The organism is Micromonospora sp. NPDC049201, from assembly GCF_055586805.1.
The window spans coordinates 1-15520 of the sequence record NZ_JBVJHM010000022.1 but is presented as its reverse complement, the minus strand read 5'-3'; the positions used below and the strand labels follow the sequence as shown (position 1 = coordinate 15520).

General features: G+C 73.1%; 13 protein-coding genes and 2 tRNA genes. 9 read left to right on the top strand and 6 right to left on the bottom strand.

The window, feature by feature from the left end:
• The first annotated feature begins 16 nt into the window (after nt 1–16).
• A complete protein-coding gene (locus tag ACZ6O5_RS30710; RefSeq protein WP_465981757.1) occupies nt 17–556 on the top strand; it encodes a hypothetical protein in 540 nt (179 codons plus the stop codon).
• Nucleotides 557–672: 116 nt separating this feature from the next.
• Here ACZ6O5_RS30710 and ACZ6O5_RS30705 read toward each other — a convergent pair whose 3' ends face one another.
• The 3 genes from ACZ6O5_RS30705 to ACZ6O5_RS30695 all read right to left on the bottom strand — a co-directional run bounded on the left by ACZ6O5_RS30705 (nt 673) and on the right by ACZ6O5_RS30695 (nt 6739).
• Nucleotides 673–1170 (bottom strand): hypothetical protein, encoded by a 498-nt coding sequence (locus ACZ6O5_RS30705; RefSeq protein WP_465981755.1) that lies wholly within the window; start codon nt 1168–1170, stop codon nt 673–675.
• A gap of 402 nt (nt 1171–1572) precedes the next feature.
• Nucleotides 1573–3678: a M14 family zinc carboxypeptidase gene (locus ACZ6O5_RS30700; RefSeq protein ID WP_465981753.1), complete on the bottom strand. Its 2106-nt coding sequence runs from the start codon at nt 3676–3678 to the stop codon at nt 1573–1575.
• A gap of 139 nt (nt 3679–3817) precedes the next feature.
• Entirely contained in the window at nt 3818–6739 is a 2922-nt protein-coding gene (locus ACZ6O5_RS30695; protein WP_465981751.1) for an Hsp70 family protein, read from the bottom strand.
• 129 nt (nt 6740–6868) lie between these two features.
• Between ACZ6O5_RS30695 and ACZ6O5_RS30690 the strand changes: the two genes are divergently transcribed.
• Complete coding sequence (locus tag ACZ6O5_RS30690) at nt 6869–7519, top strand: MOSC domain-containing protein (protein WP_465981749.1); 651 nt, start codon at nt 6869–6871, stop codon at nt 7517–7519.
• Between the two features lie 23 nt (nt 7520–7542).
• Here the strand turns inward: ACZ6O5_RS30690 and ACZ6O5_RS30685 are convergent.
• A tRNA-Gly gene (locus ACZ6O5_RS30685) sits at nt 7543–7616 on the bottom strand.
• A 153-nt stretch (nt 7617–7769) separates the two neighbouring features.
• Here ACZ6O5_RS30685 and ACZ6O5_RS30680 point away from each other — a divergent pair.
• From ACZ6O5_RS30680 to clpX, 5 genes are all read left to right on the top strand, one after another.
• Nucleotides 7770–7843 (top strand) — tRNA-Pro (locus tag ACZ6O5_RS30680).
• A gap of 148 nt (nt 7844–7991) precedes the next feature.
• Nucleotides 7992–9338 (top strand): trigger factor, encoded by a 1347-nt coding sequence (gene tig, locus ACZ6O5_RS30675; protein ID WP_465981747.1) that lies wholly within the window; start codon nt 7992–7994, stop codon nt 9336–9338.
• A 174-nt stretch (nt 9339–9512) separates the two neighbouring features.
• Nucleotides 9513–10154: an ATP-dependent Clp protease proteolytic subunit gene (locus ACZ6O5_RS30670; RefSeq protein WP_107155907.1), complete on the top strand. Its 642-nt coding sequence runs from the start codon at nt 9513–9515 to the stop codon at nt 10152–10154.
• Between the two features lie 14 nt (nt 10155–10168).
• Nucleotides 10169–10831, top strand: a complete 663-nt coding sequence (locus ACZ6O5_RS30665) for an ATP-dependent Clp protease proteolytic subunit (RefSeq protein ID WP_091069591.1) — start codon at nt 10169–10171, stop codon at nt 10829–10831.
• Nucleotides 10832–11056: 225 nt separating this feature from the next.
• A complete protein-coding gene (gene clpX / locus ACZ6O5_RS30660) occupies nt 11057–12349 on the top strand; it encodes an ATP-dependent Clp protease ATP-binding subunit ClpX (RefSeq protein WP_281937306.1) in 1293 nt (430 codons plus the stop codon).
• 23 nt (nt 12350–12372) lie between these two features.
• On the opposite strand, the gene ACZ6O5_RS30655 is transcribed toward clpX, so the two are convergent.
• Nucleotides 12373–12996, bottom strand: a complete 624-nt coding sequence (locus ACZ6O5_RS30655; protein ID WP_465981744.1) for a helix-turn-helix domain-containing protein — start codon at nt 12994–12996, stop codon at nt 12373–12375.
• 41 nt (nt 12997–13037) lie between these two features.
• Here ACZ6O5_RS30655 and ACZ6O5_RS30650 point away from each other — a divergent pair, with 41 nt between their 5' ends.
• Both ACZ6O5_RS30650 and ACZ6O5_RS30645 read left to right on the top strand, forming a co-directional pair.
• On the top strand, nt 13038–13871 hold the full coding sequence (locus ACZ6O5_RS30650) for an EamA family transporter (protein WP_465981742.1): 834 nt from the start codon (nt 13038–13040) through the stop codon (nt 13869–13871).
• 39 nt (nt 13872–13910) lie between these two features.
• Nucleotides 13911–14708, top strand: a complete 798-nt coding sequence (locus ACZ6O5_RS30645) for a carbon-nitrogen hydrolase family protein (RefSeq protein ID WP_465981740.1) — start codon at nt 13911–13913, stop codon at nt 14706–14708.
• Nucleotides 14709–14714: 6 nt separating this feature from the next.
• Here the strand turns inward: ACZ6O5_RS30645 and ACZ6O5_RS30640 are convergent, their stop codons facing one another.
• Nucleotides 14715–14936: a hypothetical protein gene (locus tag ACZ6O5_RS30640; RefSeq protein ID WP_465981739.1), complete on the bottom strand. Its 222-nt coding sequence runs from the start codon at nt 14934–14936 to the stop codon at nt 14715–14717.
• Nucleotides 14937–15520 lie beyond the last annotated feature (584 nt).

The following is a 15520-nucleotide window of genomic DNA, read 5'->3' as shown; positions in this document are numbered from 1 at the left end:
AGGGGGAGGACGAAGCATGGCGGACCAGACACAGCCGTGGGCGGAGCGCACCGTGGAGGTGACGCCCCCGCCGGGGGCGGTGCCCTCCCAGCGGGACGCGTTCCAGCGCGGGGTGGCGGCGGTCGGCCGGCCGCGTACGCCCCGGACGGAGCAGTTCCCCACCGTCGAGCACGGGGTGTCCGGCGACTGGGCCGACGCGTCGACGCCCCGCCGGTCGATGAGCTGGCACCTCGCCCAGGCCCGCCGGGGCGGGGAGTGGAGCGCGGCGGGCGCCCTGTTCGCGTTCGTCTGCTGGGGCATCTGGGCGATCTCCGGCCGGGGCAACCTGGTCGCCCCGCTGCTCACGTTCGTGCTCAGCCTGCTCACCGCCGTCGGCCTGTTCGCGTTGGCCCGGCTGCTCGGCCGGCTGATCCTGGAGCGGCAGCTCGGTCGGGTGCGCCGCAGCGCGCGGGGCGCGCACATGATCACCGCGCTGTTCCTGGCCGGTGTCGGGGTGGCCTACCTCCAGCAGACCGAGTGGGTGGTCTCGGCCTGGAACTGGGTCACCGGCAACTGACGTCCGGGACGCGCGGGCCGGTCGGCTTCGGTGCCGCCGCCCGCGCGTCGTCCGTCGACACGTCGGGCCGCCCCGGAAACGGCCCGCGCGTGGACGGTTCGGAACGGTCGGACGGGTCAGAAGACGGTGGTGACCCCGGCCGCCTTGCAGGCCGCGTTGAAGTCCTCGCCGGCCTTCGCCATCGCGGGGTTGTCGGCGGCGGTGACCGGGTCCGGCGCCGCCGCGGCCTTGGTGACCTCCACGCTGAACCGGCGCAGGGCGGCAGCCGCCTCGCCGTCACCCGCGGTCCTGGTCAGCGCGCTGACCTTCTGCCCCAGCTCGGTCATGATCTTCGCGAGCTGCGTGTTCGCGTCGCCGCCGGACTGCATCGCGGTCACCACCTTCGCCCGCATCTCGTCGCTGGCCTTCTTCGCGGACGTGCAGAGCTCCCGGTCGCCGACGGCGTTCGCCGCGGCCGGCGAGGAGGCCGCGGCGGAGGGGGTGGCGGGGGCGGCGGACGGGGCCGGGGCGGTGGAGGTCGCCGCGGCGTCGGCGTTCGTCGGGGTGTCCTCGCCGCCGCAGGCGGTGAGCGCCGTGGCCGCGACGCAGGCCAGGACGACAGGGAAGATGCGCATCGGTTTCACGTGAGCGCACGCTAGTCGATGCCGATTCCATGATCAACGAGGATGCGCGGGCGCTCGCCGCGGGCGGGCGGCGCTGCCGCCGCCCGCCCGGGCCCCGGTCGCGGTACGCCGCGACGCCAGCCGTCACTCCACCAGGACGGCGCTCGCATTACCCCGCGCCGCGCGGTTCATCCGTCGCCCGTTGGGCTGAGGGCTCACTGTTCCCCGGCGTCGACCTTCGGCGAGCTGTTCCCCGGCGTCGGCCTTCGGCGAGCTGCTTCCCGGCGTCGGCCTTCGGCGAGGCGACCCGCGCGGCGGGTCCCCGACACCCGGCTCGCCGTGACCGCCCCGCCCCCGCCCCGTGGGCCGGAAACCGCGGTCCCCGGCCGACGCGCCGGCCGGGGACCGCCCGGCTCAACGCGCCCCGGCCGCGTAGTCGCGGGCCACCCGGACCAGTTCCACCAGGCCGCCGGCGTACTCCTGGGACTCGCCGTGCGCCTCGTCGAAGGGCGGCTGGAAACCGACGCCCTCCCACTGCCCGGTGGCCTCGTTCCAGCGGTCGTTGCCGACCTCGAAGTCCCAGGCGAAGATGCCCAGCTCGTAGTAGAGCTGGTCGGCCGAGTTGCCGGCGGCCGAGTAGAGCACGTCGGCGACCGGGCCGGTCTGCGACGGCCAGGTGACCGTGCCGCGCTCGGTGGCGATGGCCCCGACGATGCGGCGCGCGCTGGCCAGGAAGAGCGTCGACTCGTCGATCGACGGTCGCGGCAGCGTCACCCGGCCGTCCGCCCGGTACGCGCCGGGCGGCCACATGAAGTAGCCGCCGTAGGAGTGCACGTTCATCGCGAACTTGATGTTGGGGTGCGCCCGGGCCAGGTCGATCACGTTGCGGCTCTCCGCCTCGGACAGCTCGGCGGTGCCCGCGTAGTTGCCGGACAGGCAGTTGGCGCTGGCGCCCACGTACCCGTCGAACAGCGACCCGACCGTGTAGTTGCGGTTGACGTCCACGCCCCAGGTGGTGCGGTATCTCGGGTCGCGGGCGGTGCCGGTGCAGTGGTTGACCAGGTTCTTGCGCTGGAGGTTGTAGTCGTGGAACGAGTAGTTCGCGCCGTCCGGGTTCACGGTCGGGATCACGAACACGTCGACCTGCTCCAGCAGTTGCCGGGTCGCCGCGTCGGTGCGGGCGTTGGCCAGCAGCCGTTCCGCGAACTCCAGCGTGACCAGTGGCGTCGCCCACTCCCGGGCGTGTTCCTGCGAGTACGCGAGCACCCCGACCCGGGAGCCGTCCCGGTGCCTGCCGATCCGCAGCGCCTGCACGGTCCACGGACGGGTCGGCACCTCGGTGCCCTGGAGGCCGTCGTCGAGGCGTACCGGGCCGGCCACCGGCATCGGCAGTCCGGCCGAGCCGTCCTCCACGGTGGCCCGGAAGCGGCTGCCCTGCCGCGCGTTGATCGCGGCGGCGACGTCGTCGGTGCTGCTGGTCACCTTGCCGGCGGCGTCGGTGGCCAGGGAGACCGTGAGCACCCGGTCCCGGTACCGCACGGTCAGCGGCCGGCTGGCCCGACCCGGGTCGACGGTACGCGCCTGCACGCCGTTCATGCCCTGGTCGCCGAAGCGCACCGACTCCACCACCAGGGCGGCGACGGCCGGGTCGCCGAGGTACGCGGCGGCGGTGCGTCGGTAGCCCTGGGTGCGGTTCGGCAGGTCGATGACGTCGACCAGGTCGCGGTACTGGCGGCCCAGCCGGGCGATCCGCGCCCTGATGTCGACGGGCGTCAGGTAGGCGTCGATGAAGTCCTTCTGGTAGCCGGCCGGCTGCGGCGGCGGGGTGGCGTCCGGCCAGCGCGCCGGGGTGACCGGCCGGCTCGTGCCACCCAGGCTGGAGGTGGCGGTGAACTGCACCGGCCGGCCGGGCACCGGCTGCGGCAGCGCGTAGTGGTACTGGTACTCGCCGGAGTCCTCGAACCGGTACAGCGGGAAGGAGCCGGTGGCGCCGTCCGCCGTCCGCCAGCTCACCGTGATCTCCACGTCCGGGTCGTCGGTGGCGGTGGTGGCCACCTGGGCCTGGAGGTACGTCTTCCCGCCGGTGGTCCACCAGTACGCCTGGAGGAACTGCAGCGTGTCGGTGCCGTCGGCGGCGCGCAGTCCGGCGCGGGTACGGGCCTGCGCGGCGCGGGCGCTCTCGGCGAGCCGCCGGGCGCCGTCGTCGGCGCGCTGCACCACCTGTAGCGCGTCCGCCCCCTGCCGGGTGAGGTCGGCGAGCTGCCGGCCGGTGAGGACAAGGTCGGCGACCGGGTGGCCGTCGCGGGAGCGGGGGCGGTTGGCCAGGTCGGCGCCGCCGGCGACCAGGCGGGCGAGCTGCGCCTCGTCGGCCAGGCGCACCCGGACCAGGGCGGTCTCGGTGGGGGCGAGGGTGATCGCGGGGGCGGCCGGCGCGGCCACGCCGGGGCCGGGGTGGGACAGGGCGGCGGTGATCAGGATGCCGGTGGTGGCGAGTGCGGTCCACCGTCGTCGGACGAACAAGGTGCCTCCTGACGGACGTCGATCTCACTGCCCACCAGACCAGTCGAGACATCGACGCCTGTCAAGCTCACTTTCGGTCGCGCCGGTCGCCGGTCGGCCCGTGGCGCACCGGCGGCCGGCGGCGCACCGGCGGCACCGGTCAGCCGGCGAACCGGTACAGCCGGAACTCCTTCTCCGCGCCGCACACCAGCACCTCGGTGGTCCAGGAACACGACTCGCTGCGGATCTGCTTCACCTCGCCCATCTCGACCGGCTTGCCGTCCACCGCCAGCCCGGCGAGCACCCGGTCGTCCTCGTAGCCGCTGGGCGCCTTGCCGAAGATCAGCAGGTTGCCGGCGTCCAGCCGGACCGCCACCCCGTCCCGGTCGCGCAGCACCGGCTTGCCGTCCGGGCCGAACACCGTCACCGCGTCCCGGGGCGTGTCCCGGGCGGCCAGCAGGTGGTCGCCGAGCGGGACCAGCCGCTGCGCCCCCGGGGCCGGCCAGCGCCGGCTGTCCTCGCCGTCGGCCACGACCACCACCCGGGTGCCGTCGGCGCCGGCGCTCGGCACCTCCAGCAGGCAGGCGCGATGCTCACCACAGGTGACCAGCGCCCGCGCCCGGCTGTCCCGTTCCGTCGCCTCGTACCGCACGTCCGGCGTGCCGAGACCGCCGAGGTCGTAGGAGACCAACCGCAGGCCCCGGTCGCTCTCCGCCACGTACAGCCGGTCGTCCCGGGCGGCCACCGGGTCGTCCAGGTCGGCCACGTTGCCCCGGCTGCGCAGGATCTTCCCGTCGTCCATGGCCACCACCCGCACCGACCGGTCCGCGCCCACCTGGACCAGCCGGTCGGCCTCGCCCGACCAGGGCGCACGGGGCGAGCCGTCCGGGTACGCCGTGCCGTCGAGCGCCGCCCCGGTGGCGACCGGCACCACCACGGTCCGGGCGTCGCCGTACTCGGTGCGCGGATTGGCCTGTTCCCACCGCTGCCGGCCGTTGTCCAGCCGCAACCCGACCAGGCGGTTGGCGGCGCGGTCCAGCCGGACCACCGTGTCGGCGCCGACGAAGATCTGGTCGTCGCCCTGGATGCTCACCTCCCACCGCTGCTCGCCCGAGTCGCCGTCGAGCACCGCGAACGGTCGGGGGGTGCTGCTGCCGGACGCGTCGGCCACCGCGGCCACCCCGTCCGGCAGCGCCCGGACCCCCGCCCAGCGGTCGGCGCTCGCCCGGGTCTGCTTCTCCCAGATCCGCCGGCCGGTGGCGGTGTCCACCGCGACCACGTTCAGCCGGTCGTCCGGCCGCGACCAGGCCAGGTAGGCGCGGTCGCCCACCGTCGCGGTGAACATCTCGCCCGGTCGCTCGTCGCCCGCGGCCACGGTCCCGACCAGCTCCGGCGGGTGGAAGTCCAGCGCCGGGTGCCGGTCCCGGAACACCCAGAGCAGCGTCGCCGCCGCCACGCCGACCACCGCGAGCGCGGCGCCCAGCGCGAGCCACCGGCCGCGCCGGCCGCGCCGGCCGCCGCCGGAGGACGCGCCGTCCGGCGTGCCGGCACCGCCCGTCGGGGGCGCCCAACCCGGGGGTACGCCGGGCGCGGCGTACGTCGGCGCGGGCTGCCCGGCCGACGTCGCGGGAGTGCCACTCCCGGCGTACGCCGGCGCGTGTTGGGCGGGCGGCGTGGCGTACCCCGCAAGGGTGGGGCCGGCCACGTCGGCGACCAGCGTGCCGTGCGGGCCGCCGGGCGCGGTGGTCGCCGCTCCGGCGGGCGGGCCGGCGACGGTGGTCGCCGCGCCGACGGTCGCCGCCCGGTCCTCGAACGTCGGGTCGGGCGTCGGCTGGGCCACGGTCGGGGCCGGCGTCGACGCGCCGGCGGCCGGTGCATCCGCGCCCCCCGCCGGGGCGGCGGGGCTCCCGGCGGACGGCCGGGCACCGGGCCGGCCGGCCCGGCGGGGCAGCGGCAGATCGGTCAGCGCCCCCTCGGCGACCGGGAGTTCCGGCTGCTCCAGCACGGTCGGCGCGATGCCCAGCTCGGCGTGGAGCAGCCGGGCCACCAGCGGGATCCGGGTGGAGCCGCCGACCAGGAACAGGCCGGAGAGCTGCTCGGGTCGCACCCCCGCGGCGGCGGTCACCTGCCGGGTCTCGGCGACCGCGCGGGCGAGCAGCGGCGCGGCGAGGCGCTCGAAGTCCTCCCGGGTCAGCGACACGGCCGCCTCCACCCCCGGCACGGCCACCGGCGCGACCATCACCCGGGAGAGCATCTCCTTGGCCCCGCGCACGTTGTCCCAGAGCTGCTGCCGGTCGCGCCGGTCGGCGGTGGTCGCCGGGGCGGTCAGCCGGGCCCAGCGCCCGGGGTGGGCCGGACCCACCAGCTCGCCGAGCCGCCCGAGCAGGGCCGCGTCCAGGTCGAGGCCGCCCAGGTCGGCGATCCCGCCGGTGGCGACCAGATGGAAGCCGGAGTCGCCCCACGGGTCGGCGCCCTCGTTGCGCAGCACGGCCACGTCGAGCGTGCCGCCGCCGAAGTCGAACACCGCCACCGCGCCGCCCACCGGCACCGGCCGGCGCAGCACCTGGGTGAAGTAGCGGGCCGCGGCCACCGGCTCGCGCAGCAGGCGGGTGCCGGGCGCGATCGGTCCGGCGAGCGTGTGCTCGGCGGCGGCCGGCCAGCCGGCCAGTTCCAGCGCGTCGTGCAGCACCTGCCGCCGGGCCGCCGGCCAGGCCGCCGGATGCGTCACCACCGCCGGGGGCAGCAGACCGACCGCGGCCACCGCGGCGTCCGCGACCGTCCGCAGGGCCGTGGCCAGCAGCTCCGCCGGCCGGTACGCCCGCCCGCCCAGCTCGACGGTCTCCTCGTCGACCCGCCGCTTCGGGTTCGGCTCGTAGCCGGCCGGGTCGGCCTGGGCCAGGCGCTGGGCGTCCCGCCCGACGTGCAGGTGGCCGGCGGTGTCGGCGTACACGCCGGACGGCAGGATCGGGTGGCCGTCCACCAGCAGCGGCCGGGTGGTCCCGTCCGGCCGGCGCAGCACCGCCACCGTGTTCGAGGTGCCGAGGTCCACGCCGAGGGCGAAACCGTCCTGCTGGCCTGACATCCGTCACTACCTCCACCCGACGAGGGCACGTCCGGCCCCGCATCGTACGCAGCCCGCGCCGCCCCGCCCCTCGCCCGGTACGCGGAATCGGGTGGCCCGGTCGGCCGGTCAGCGCCTACCGTCGCCGCCATGAAGGTGCTCTCCGTGAACGTGGGCCGGCCCCGACCCAACCCCTGGAAGGGGATCGCGTCGACCGGCATCGACAAGCGACCCGTCGACGGCCCGGTCGCGGTCAGCGCGCCCGGCCCCAAGGGCGCCGGCGAGGTCGGCCTGGCCGGTGACCGGGTCTACGACGTGGCCCACCACGGCGGCACCGACCAGGCGGTCTACGCGTACGCCCGGGAGGATCTGGACCGCTGGCAGGCCGAGCTGGGCCGGCCGCTGGGCAACGGCAGCTTCGGCGAGAACCTGACCACCACCGGGGTGGACGTGAACGGCGCGCTGGTCGGCGAGCGGTGGCGGGTCGGGGCGGAACTGGTCCTGGAGGTCACCTGCGCGCGCATCCCGTGCGGCACGTTCCAGGGCTGGCTGGGCGAGCAGGGCTGGATCAGGCGGTTCACCCGGGCCGCGGTGCCGGGCGCGTACCTGCGAGTGGTCGAGCCGGGCGCGGTCCGGGCCGGCGACCCGGTGGAGGTCGTGCACCGGCCGGACCACGAGGTGACCGTGGCGTTCCTGTTCCGGGCCGTGACGACGGAGCCGGACCTGCTGCCCCGGGTGCTGGTGGCCGACGCGCTGCCGGCGGATGACGCGGAACGGATCCGGAGACGACTCGGCGGCTGACCGCCGGTCGGGCGGTGGAGCGGTGGAGCGGGCGACGGGAATCGAACCCGCGTAGTCAGTTTGGAAGACTGAAGCTCTACCATTGAGCTACGCCCGCGAGCGCCCCGCGACGACGGGGCACACGCGACAGCGTACCGAATCCTCCGGACCGGACGCGCATCCCCCACCGGCGGACCGCGCGCCCCACGCGGGCCCGTGGTGCCCCGGTCACCCGCGGGAGGGCCCGGACGGCATACACTCTTTGTCGCCACGGGGTGTGGCGCAGCTTGGTAGCGCACTCGCTTTGGGAGCGAGGGGCCGTGGGTTCAAATCCCGCCACCCCGACTGTCGTTCGCGACCGGATCGTCCCGGGAACCGCCGGTTTCTCCGCGCGGTACCCGGGCCCTGCCGATGCCGCAGGCCGACTCGCCTACACTCGATGCGCGCAATCACGCCCCAGAATCGACACCCAGATCCGTCAAGGAGTACGCCTGTGAAGAGCACCGTCGAGACTCTGAGCCCGACGCGCGTGCGGCTCGCCATCGAGGTGCCGTTCGTCGAGCTCGAGCCGAGCCTCAAGAAGGCGTACCGGGAGATCGGGCAGCAGGTCCAGGTTCCCGGCTTCCGCCGGGGCAAGGTTCCCAGCGCCGTGATCGACCAGCGGGTGGGCCGGGGGACCGTCCTCAACGAGGCGATCCAGGAGGCCATCCCGCAGAACATCCTCGCCGCGGTCCGGGAGCACGACCTCAAGACGCTCGGCCGTCCCGAGGTCGACATCACCGAGTTCAACGACGGTGACTCGCTCAACTTCACCGCCGAGGTCGACGTCCGTCCGGAGATCACCCTGCCGGACCCGGCCACCATCGAGGTGACCGTCGACGAGATCGAGATCGCCGACAGCGAGATCGACGAGCAGGTCAACAGCCTGCGCGAGCGGTTCGCCACGCTGAAGACGGTGGAGCGCGCCGCCCAGGACGGCGACTTCGTCCAGATCGACCTGAACGCGACAGTCGACGGCGAGGACGTGCCCGGCGGTTCGGCGAGCAACATCTCGCACGAGGTCGGCAGCAAGCAGCTCCTGCCGGGGCTGGACGAGGCGCTTGTCGGCCTGGCCGCCGGCGACAGCACCACCTTCACCACCCAGCTCGTCGGCGGCGACTTCGCCGGCCGGGACGCCGAGGTGGCGGTGACCGTCCGCACGGTGAAGGAGAAGGAGCTCCCCGAGCTCGACGACGACTTCGCGCAGATGGCCAGCGAGTTCGACACCATCGAGGAGCTGCGCGCCGACCTGCGCGAGCGGGTCACCCGCGGCAAGCAGGTCGAGCAGATCTACGCCGCCCGCGACAAGGCGCTGGAGCAGATGGTGGCCGCCGCCGAGGTGCCGGCGCCGGAGGGTGTCGTCAAGGAGGAGGTCGAGAGCCGCAAGGCCGCGATGGTCGACCAGCTCGAGCGCATCGGCGCCTCCCTGGAGGAGTACCTCGCCGCGGAGGAGAAGACCGAGGAGCAGATCGACGCCGAGCTGACCGAGGCGGCCAACGACGGCGTCAAGATCCAGCTGCTGCTGGACACGCTCGCCGACGCGGAGGACGTGCAGGTCTCCGACGACGAGTTCGGCCACGAGATCGTGCACCGGGCGCAGCGCGCCGGGATGGCCCCGCAGCAGTACTACGACCAGCTCGCGCGCTCCGGCGCCGCCGCGGCCGTCTTCGGTGACGTCCGTCGGGGCAAGGCGCTGGCCGCGGTGATGGAGAAGATCAAGATCAAGGACGCGGCGGGCAACGAGGTCTCCCTCGACGCGCTGCGGGCCCAGAACGAGGCCGAGCACGACCACCAGCACTGACCGTTCCGGCGACGGCCGCCGTCCCGCGCTGCGCGCCGGGCGGCGGCCGAAACCCTTTCCGGGGTACGCCGTGCGGGTGACTGCGCTGAGAGCGAACAGTGCCCCGACCGGGAGTACGCCCGTAGGGCGAGCGGTTAGTGTCGGACAGGACGGTACGGAGAGCGAAGGGCTGCCATGACCGACATGCACATCCCCAAGAAGTCGCTCCGGGCGATCGAGGCCCGCGGTGGCGACTCCATTGGCAACCTCGACGACTCGGTCTACAACCGGTTGCTCAAGGAACGCATCATCTTCCTGGGCAGCGAGGTGAACGACCAGGTGGCCAACCGCATCTGCGCGCAGCTGCTGCTGCTCGCCGCGGAGGACCCGGACCGCGACATCTTCCTCTGGATCAACTCGCCGGGTGGTTCGGTCTACTCCGGCATGGCGATCTACGACACCATGCAGTACATCGACAACGACGTGTCGACCGTGGCCATGGGCATGGCCGCATCGATGGGTCAGCTGCTGCTCTGCGCCGGCACCAAGGGCAAGCGCTACGCCCTGCCGCACGCGCGGATCATGATGCACCAGCCCTCGGGTGGCCTCGGCGGCACCGCGTCGGACATCGCGATCCAGGCCGAGCAGATGCTCTACACCAAGCGGATGTTCCAGGAGCGGGTCGCGCACCACACCGGCCAGTCCCAGGCGCAGATTGAGGCGGACTCGGACCGCGACCGCTGGTTCACCGCCCAGGAGGCCATGGACTACGGCTTCATCGACAAGGTGATCATCGGGGCCACGCAGGTTCCGGATGGCGCCGGGACCCTGAGCTGACCGAGGAGCTGACGATGACCGACCTGAGCCTGCCGCCCCAGTTCGCGGCCGTGCACAACCGCTACGTCCTGCCGTCGTTCGTCGAGCGCACGTCGTACGGGATGAAGGAGTCCAACCCCTACAACAAGCTCTTCGAGGACCGGATCATCTTCCTCGGGGTCCAGGTGGACGACGCGTCGGCCAACGACGTGATGGCCCAGCTGCTGACGCTTGAGGGCACCGACCCGGACCGCGACATCATCATGTACATCAACTCGCCCGGTGGCTCCTTCACCGCCATGACGGCGATCTACGACACCATGCAGTACGTCCGGCCGGACATCCAGACCGTCTGCCTCGGGCAGGCGGCCAGCGCGGCGGCGGTGCTGCTCGCGGCCGGCACGCCGGGCAAGCGCATGGCGCTGCCGAACTCGCGGATCATCATCCACCAGCCGGCCACCGAGGGCGGCTACGGCCAGGGCTCGGACATCGAGATCCAGGCCCGGGAGATCCTGCGGATGCGGACGCAGTTGGAGGACATGCTGTCCCGCCACTGCAACCGGCCGATCGAGCAGGTTCGTAAGGACATCGACCGTGACAAGATCATGACGGCCGAGGAGTCCAAGGAGTACGGGCTGGTCGACACCATCCTGACCAGCCGCAAGAAGGGTCTGCTGGCGACTCACGCCGCGGGCTGAGCACGGACGGGGTCGGAGGTCGGCCGGGGGCGGTTCCCGACCGACCTCTGACACACCCGTTTTGGGGGTCGGAGAAAACCCGGCCACCGGGTAACGTCGGGTCTGTACCGCTCCGGGGTCGGATCGGGGGATCCGACAGCACAGCAGGACGACAGGACGGACGGGCGCGGTGGCGTCCGCAGGTCAGGGCCGGCGCTTCGGCCGATGAGTGCAGGGAGAACGTAGGTGGCACGGATCGGTGACGGCGGCGACCTACTGAAGTGCTCCTTCTGTGGCAAGTCACAGAAGCAGGTCAAGAAGCTCATCGCAGGCCCCGGGGTCTACATCTGCGACGAGTGCATCGATCTCTGCAACGAGATCATCGAGGAGGAGCTGGCCGAGTCCGGCGAGGTGAAGTGGGAAGAGCTTCCCAAGCCGATGGAGATCTGCCAGTTCCTCGACAACTACGTCGTCGGTCAGGAGCAGGCCAAGAAGGCGCTCGCCGTCGCGGTCTACAACCACTACAAGCGGATCCAGGCCGAGGCCGCGGGCGCGCCCGGCTCCGGCAGTGACGGCGTCGAGCTGGCCAAGTCCAACATCCTGCTGCTCGGCCCGACCGGTTGCGGCAAGACCCACCTGGCGCAGACGCTGGCCCGGATGCTCAACGTCCCGTTCGCGATCGCCGACGCCACCGCGCTCACCGAGGCGGGCTACGTCGGCGAGGACGTGGAGAACATCCTCCTCAAGCTGATCCAGGCCGCCGACTACGACATCAAGCGCGCCGAGACCGGCATCATCTACATCGACGAGGTCGACAAGATCGCCCGCAAGTCGGAGAATCCGTCGATCACGCGCGACGTCTCCGGCGAGGGCGTGCAGCAGGCCCTGCTGAAAATGCTGGAGGGCACGGTGGCCAACGTGCCGCCGCAGGGCGGTCGGAAGCACCCGCACCAGGAGTTCATCCAGATCGACACCACAAACGTGCTGTTCATCTGCGGTGGCGCGTTCGCCGGCCTCGACCAGATCATCGAGTCCCGCACCGGCTCCGGCGGCACCGGCTTCGGCGCCCGGCTCCGGTCGGTCTCGGAGCGGTCGACCGACGACATCTTCAGCCAGGTCATGCCGGAGGACATGCTGAAGTTCGGGCTGATCCCGGAGTTCATCGGCCGGCTCCCGGTGATCACCAACGTGCGCAGCCTCGACCGCAGCGCGCTGGTCCGGATCCTCACCGAGCCGCGCAACGCGCTCGTCCGGCAATATCAGCGCCTCTTCGAGCTGGACGGCGTCGAGCTGGAGTTCGAAGAGCCGGCGCTGGAGGCCATCGCCGACCAGGCCATGCTCCGCGGCACCGGTGCCCGTGGCCTGCGGGCGATCATGGAGGAGGTGCTCCTCTCCGTGATGTACGAGGTGCCGAGCAACCCCGACGCCGCCCGGGTGCTGATCACCCGCGAGGCTGTCCTGGAGAACGTCAACCCGACGATCGTGCCCCGTGAGTTCACCGGCCGGCGTCGCCGGGACCGCGAGGAGAAGTCGGCCTGACCGCCCGCCGAGACCGCGCCCGGTCAGCTCGGGCGCGGTCCGCGTGAACGGGTCCGGCGGTCCCACTCGCCCGACGGGGTGACCGCCACCATCATCAGTCGCACCGGCTCGTCGCCGGCCGTGCGGTAGCCGTGCTCCCGGTCGGCGTGGAACTCCACCGTCTCGCCGGTGTCCACCCGGTGGTCGACGCCGTCGACGGTGACCGTGACGGCGCCGTCCAACACGTGCAGGATCTCCCGGGTGCCGTGGGCGTGGTCGGGGGAGTGCAGCGCCTCGCCGGGCCGCATCCGCCAGTCCCAGAGTTCCACCAGGTCGGGCTCGCCCAGACCGCTGAGCAGGCGGGCGACGCCGCCGTGCGCGCCGCGCCACAGCACCGGCGCCTGGTCCGCCGGGGTGATCCGGACGGTGCTCTCCTCGGCCGGCTCCAGCAGCCGGGCCATGCTGACCCCGAACGCGTCGGCGACCCGGCAGAGGGTGCCGATGCTCGGGTTGGTGCGGGCGCCCTCGATCTGCACCAGCATCCCCTTGCTGACCCCGGACCGGCCGGCGAGTTCCTCGAAGGACCAGCCGCGCGCGGCTCGCAGTTCGCGTACCTGCCGGGCGACCGCAGCGGTCACCGCGCCCACCCGCCCACCGCTCTCGGTCATCATACCATCCTTCACGGTCACTATTGTGATACGACTGTCGGATGCTTCCCATTGTGCTCGCCGCGGTCTCCGCGATCGCGTTCGGCACGGCCGACTTCTCCGGCGGCAAGGCCTCCCGGCACGCCGACCCGATCGCCGTGACCGTGGTGTCGCAGATGATCAGCCTGCCGCTGCTCGGTGTGCTGGTGCTCGTCGTGCCCGGCACACCGACCGCCGGCGACCTGGCCTGGGGCCTGCTCGCCGGCGTGGCCGGCGCGGCCGGCGTGGTGCTGCTCTACCGCGCGCTCGCCGTCGGCGTGATGGCGGTCGTGGCACCGGTCACCGCGATCACCGCCGCGATCGTGCCGATCGTCGCCGGCCTGCTCGTCGCCGACTCCCCGGGCACCGTCGCGCTGGGCGGCGCCGGACTGGCCGTGGTGGCGATCGCCCTGGTGAGCCTCGGCGAGCGCGGTGGCACCGGCCGCGTCTCGGGGCGGATCATCGGCATCGCGCTCGCCGCCGGCCTGCTCTTCGGCGTCTTCTTCGCGCTGCTCGGGCAGGCCGACGAGCGCGCCGGCATGTGGCCGGTGCTGGCGCTGCGCGTCAGCTCCATCGCGTTCGGGCTGGCGCTCGCCGCCCGCGCCGGCGTCCGCCTGCGGCTGGGCCGGCGGGTGCTCGGCTGGGCCGCCGCGGCCGGACTGCTCGACTCCGCGGCGAACGCGCTCTACCTCGCCGCCGCCGCGCGGGGCCACCTCAGCGTGGTGGCGGCCATCGCGTCGCTCTACCCGGCGAGCACGGTGCTGCTCGCGCTCGCCGTGGACCGGGAACGGCTACGACCGGTGCAACTGGCCGGGCTCGGATTCGCCGCCGCCGCGCTCGTACTGGCCAGCGTCTGAGCCCTGTCGTCCCGTGGCCGCCGGCCGTACCCTCTCCTCATGCGCGTCGCCGTCTGCCAGCTCAACGCCCGAGACGACCGGGCGGCGAACCTCGCCGCCGCCGAGGCCCTGCTGGTCCGGGCCGCGGCGGCCGGCGCCGACCTGGCCCTCCTGCCGGAGTACGTGGACTACCTCGGCCACGCCGACCGGATGCCGCCGGCCGAACCGGTCGACGGCGAGGTGGGCCGGTTCTTCGCCGAGACCGCCCGTCGGCTCGGCCTCTGGGTGATCGCGGGTTCGTTCCACGAGGCCGGCCCGGACCCGGCGCACACCTGGAACACCTCGCTGGTCTTCGACCGTGCCGGCGCGCTCGCCGCCGCGTACCGGAAGATCCACCTGTACGACGTGGAGATTCCCGGCCGGGTCTCCTATCAGGAGTCGGCCACGGTCGCCCCGGGGGAGAAGCCCGTGGTGGTCGACGTCGAGGGTCTCCGCGTCGGCCTGTCGATCTGTTACGACCTGCGGTTTCCGGAGCTCTACCGGCAGCTCGCCGTCGACGGCGGCGCCGAACTCCTGGTCGTGCCGGCCGCGTTCATGATGCACACCGGGCGGGACCACTGGGAGGTGCTGCTGCGGGCCCGGGCGATCGAGAACCAGTGCTTCGTGGCGGCGGCCGGCCAGACCGGTGACCACGACCCGGGCCGGACCTGTTTCGGGCGGAGCATGGTGGTGGACCCGTGGGGGACGGTGGTGAGCCAGGTTCCGGACGGTCCGGGCCTGGCGGTCGCCGAGGTGGACCTGGACCGGCTGCGGACCGTCCGGGCCGAGCTGCCCAGTCTCGCCAACCGCCGGCTCTGACCCGGCTCAGGTCTCCAGGAGCACGCCCAGCACCGCGAAGCAGGCGATGGCCGCGGCGGTGACCAGCAGCGCGGTGGCCATCCGGGACGGGCCCCGGCGGACCAGCCGTCCCACCGACAGCACCAGCACGGCGAGCACGAACGCGCCGATGACCAGCTGCCAGAACGGCAGCAGGAGACCGAGCAGAGCCTCCTCGGCGAGGGTCGGGAGCCGGGACAGGTCAGCCATGCGGACCACTCTGGCACGGCGGGTCCCGATCCGGACCCTCCCCGCGAGCGCCATCCCCGGAACCCGGGTCGCCACAGACAATGACGATCATTGATTTGCCTTCCTGGGCGGCTCCGCGTAACTTTCTCTCTGCACGCGGGAAGCCGGGGCAAACCGGCCGAGAGCGGGCACCAGGATGGTGGCGGTGACGCCGAGCCAGACTGAGGATTCGGGCGGTGCGGTAAGACTCCGGGAACACGGGGTTGCAAACGCGAAGCCGACCGGGTAAAGTGCGGAAGCCGGCAGGGAGCCGGGCGGGTGACTGCGAAAGCGGCGCCGGCCGGTCCGCCGGAAACCACGACAGCAACGACCGCCGGGTACGGCGTGCGTCAGCGTGGATCGGCTCGAACCAAGGTGATCGCCTCGAACCTGAGGTTGACAGCGAAAGTCGAGCCGGGTAAGTTAGAGAGGTTGCCCCAAGCGGGGGTCCTGCGATGCGGGGCTTCGGGTTGGTGTGTGGTTGTTCTTTGAGAACTCAACAGGGTGCTTGATAAGCCAGTGCCAATTGTTTTATACCCCGGACTGGTCGGGCTTTGGTCTGATTG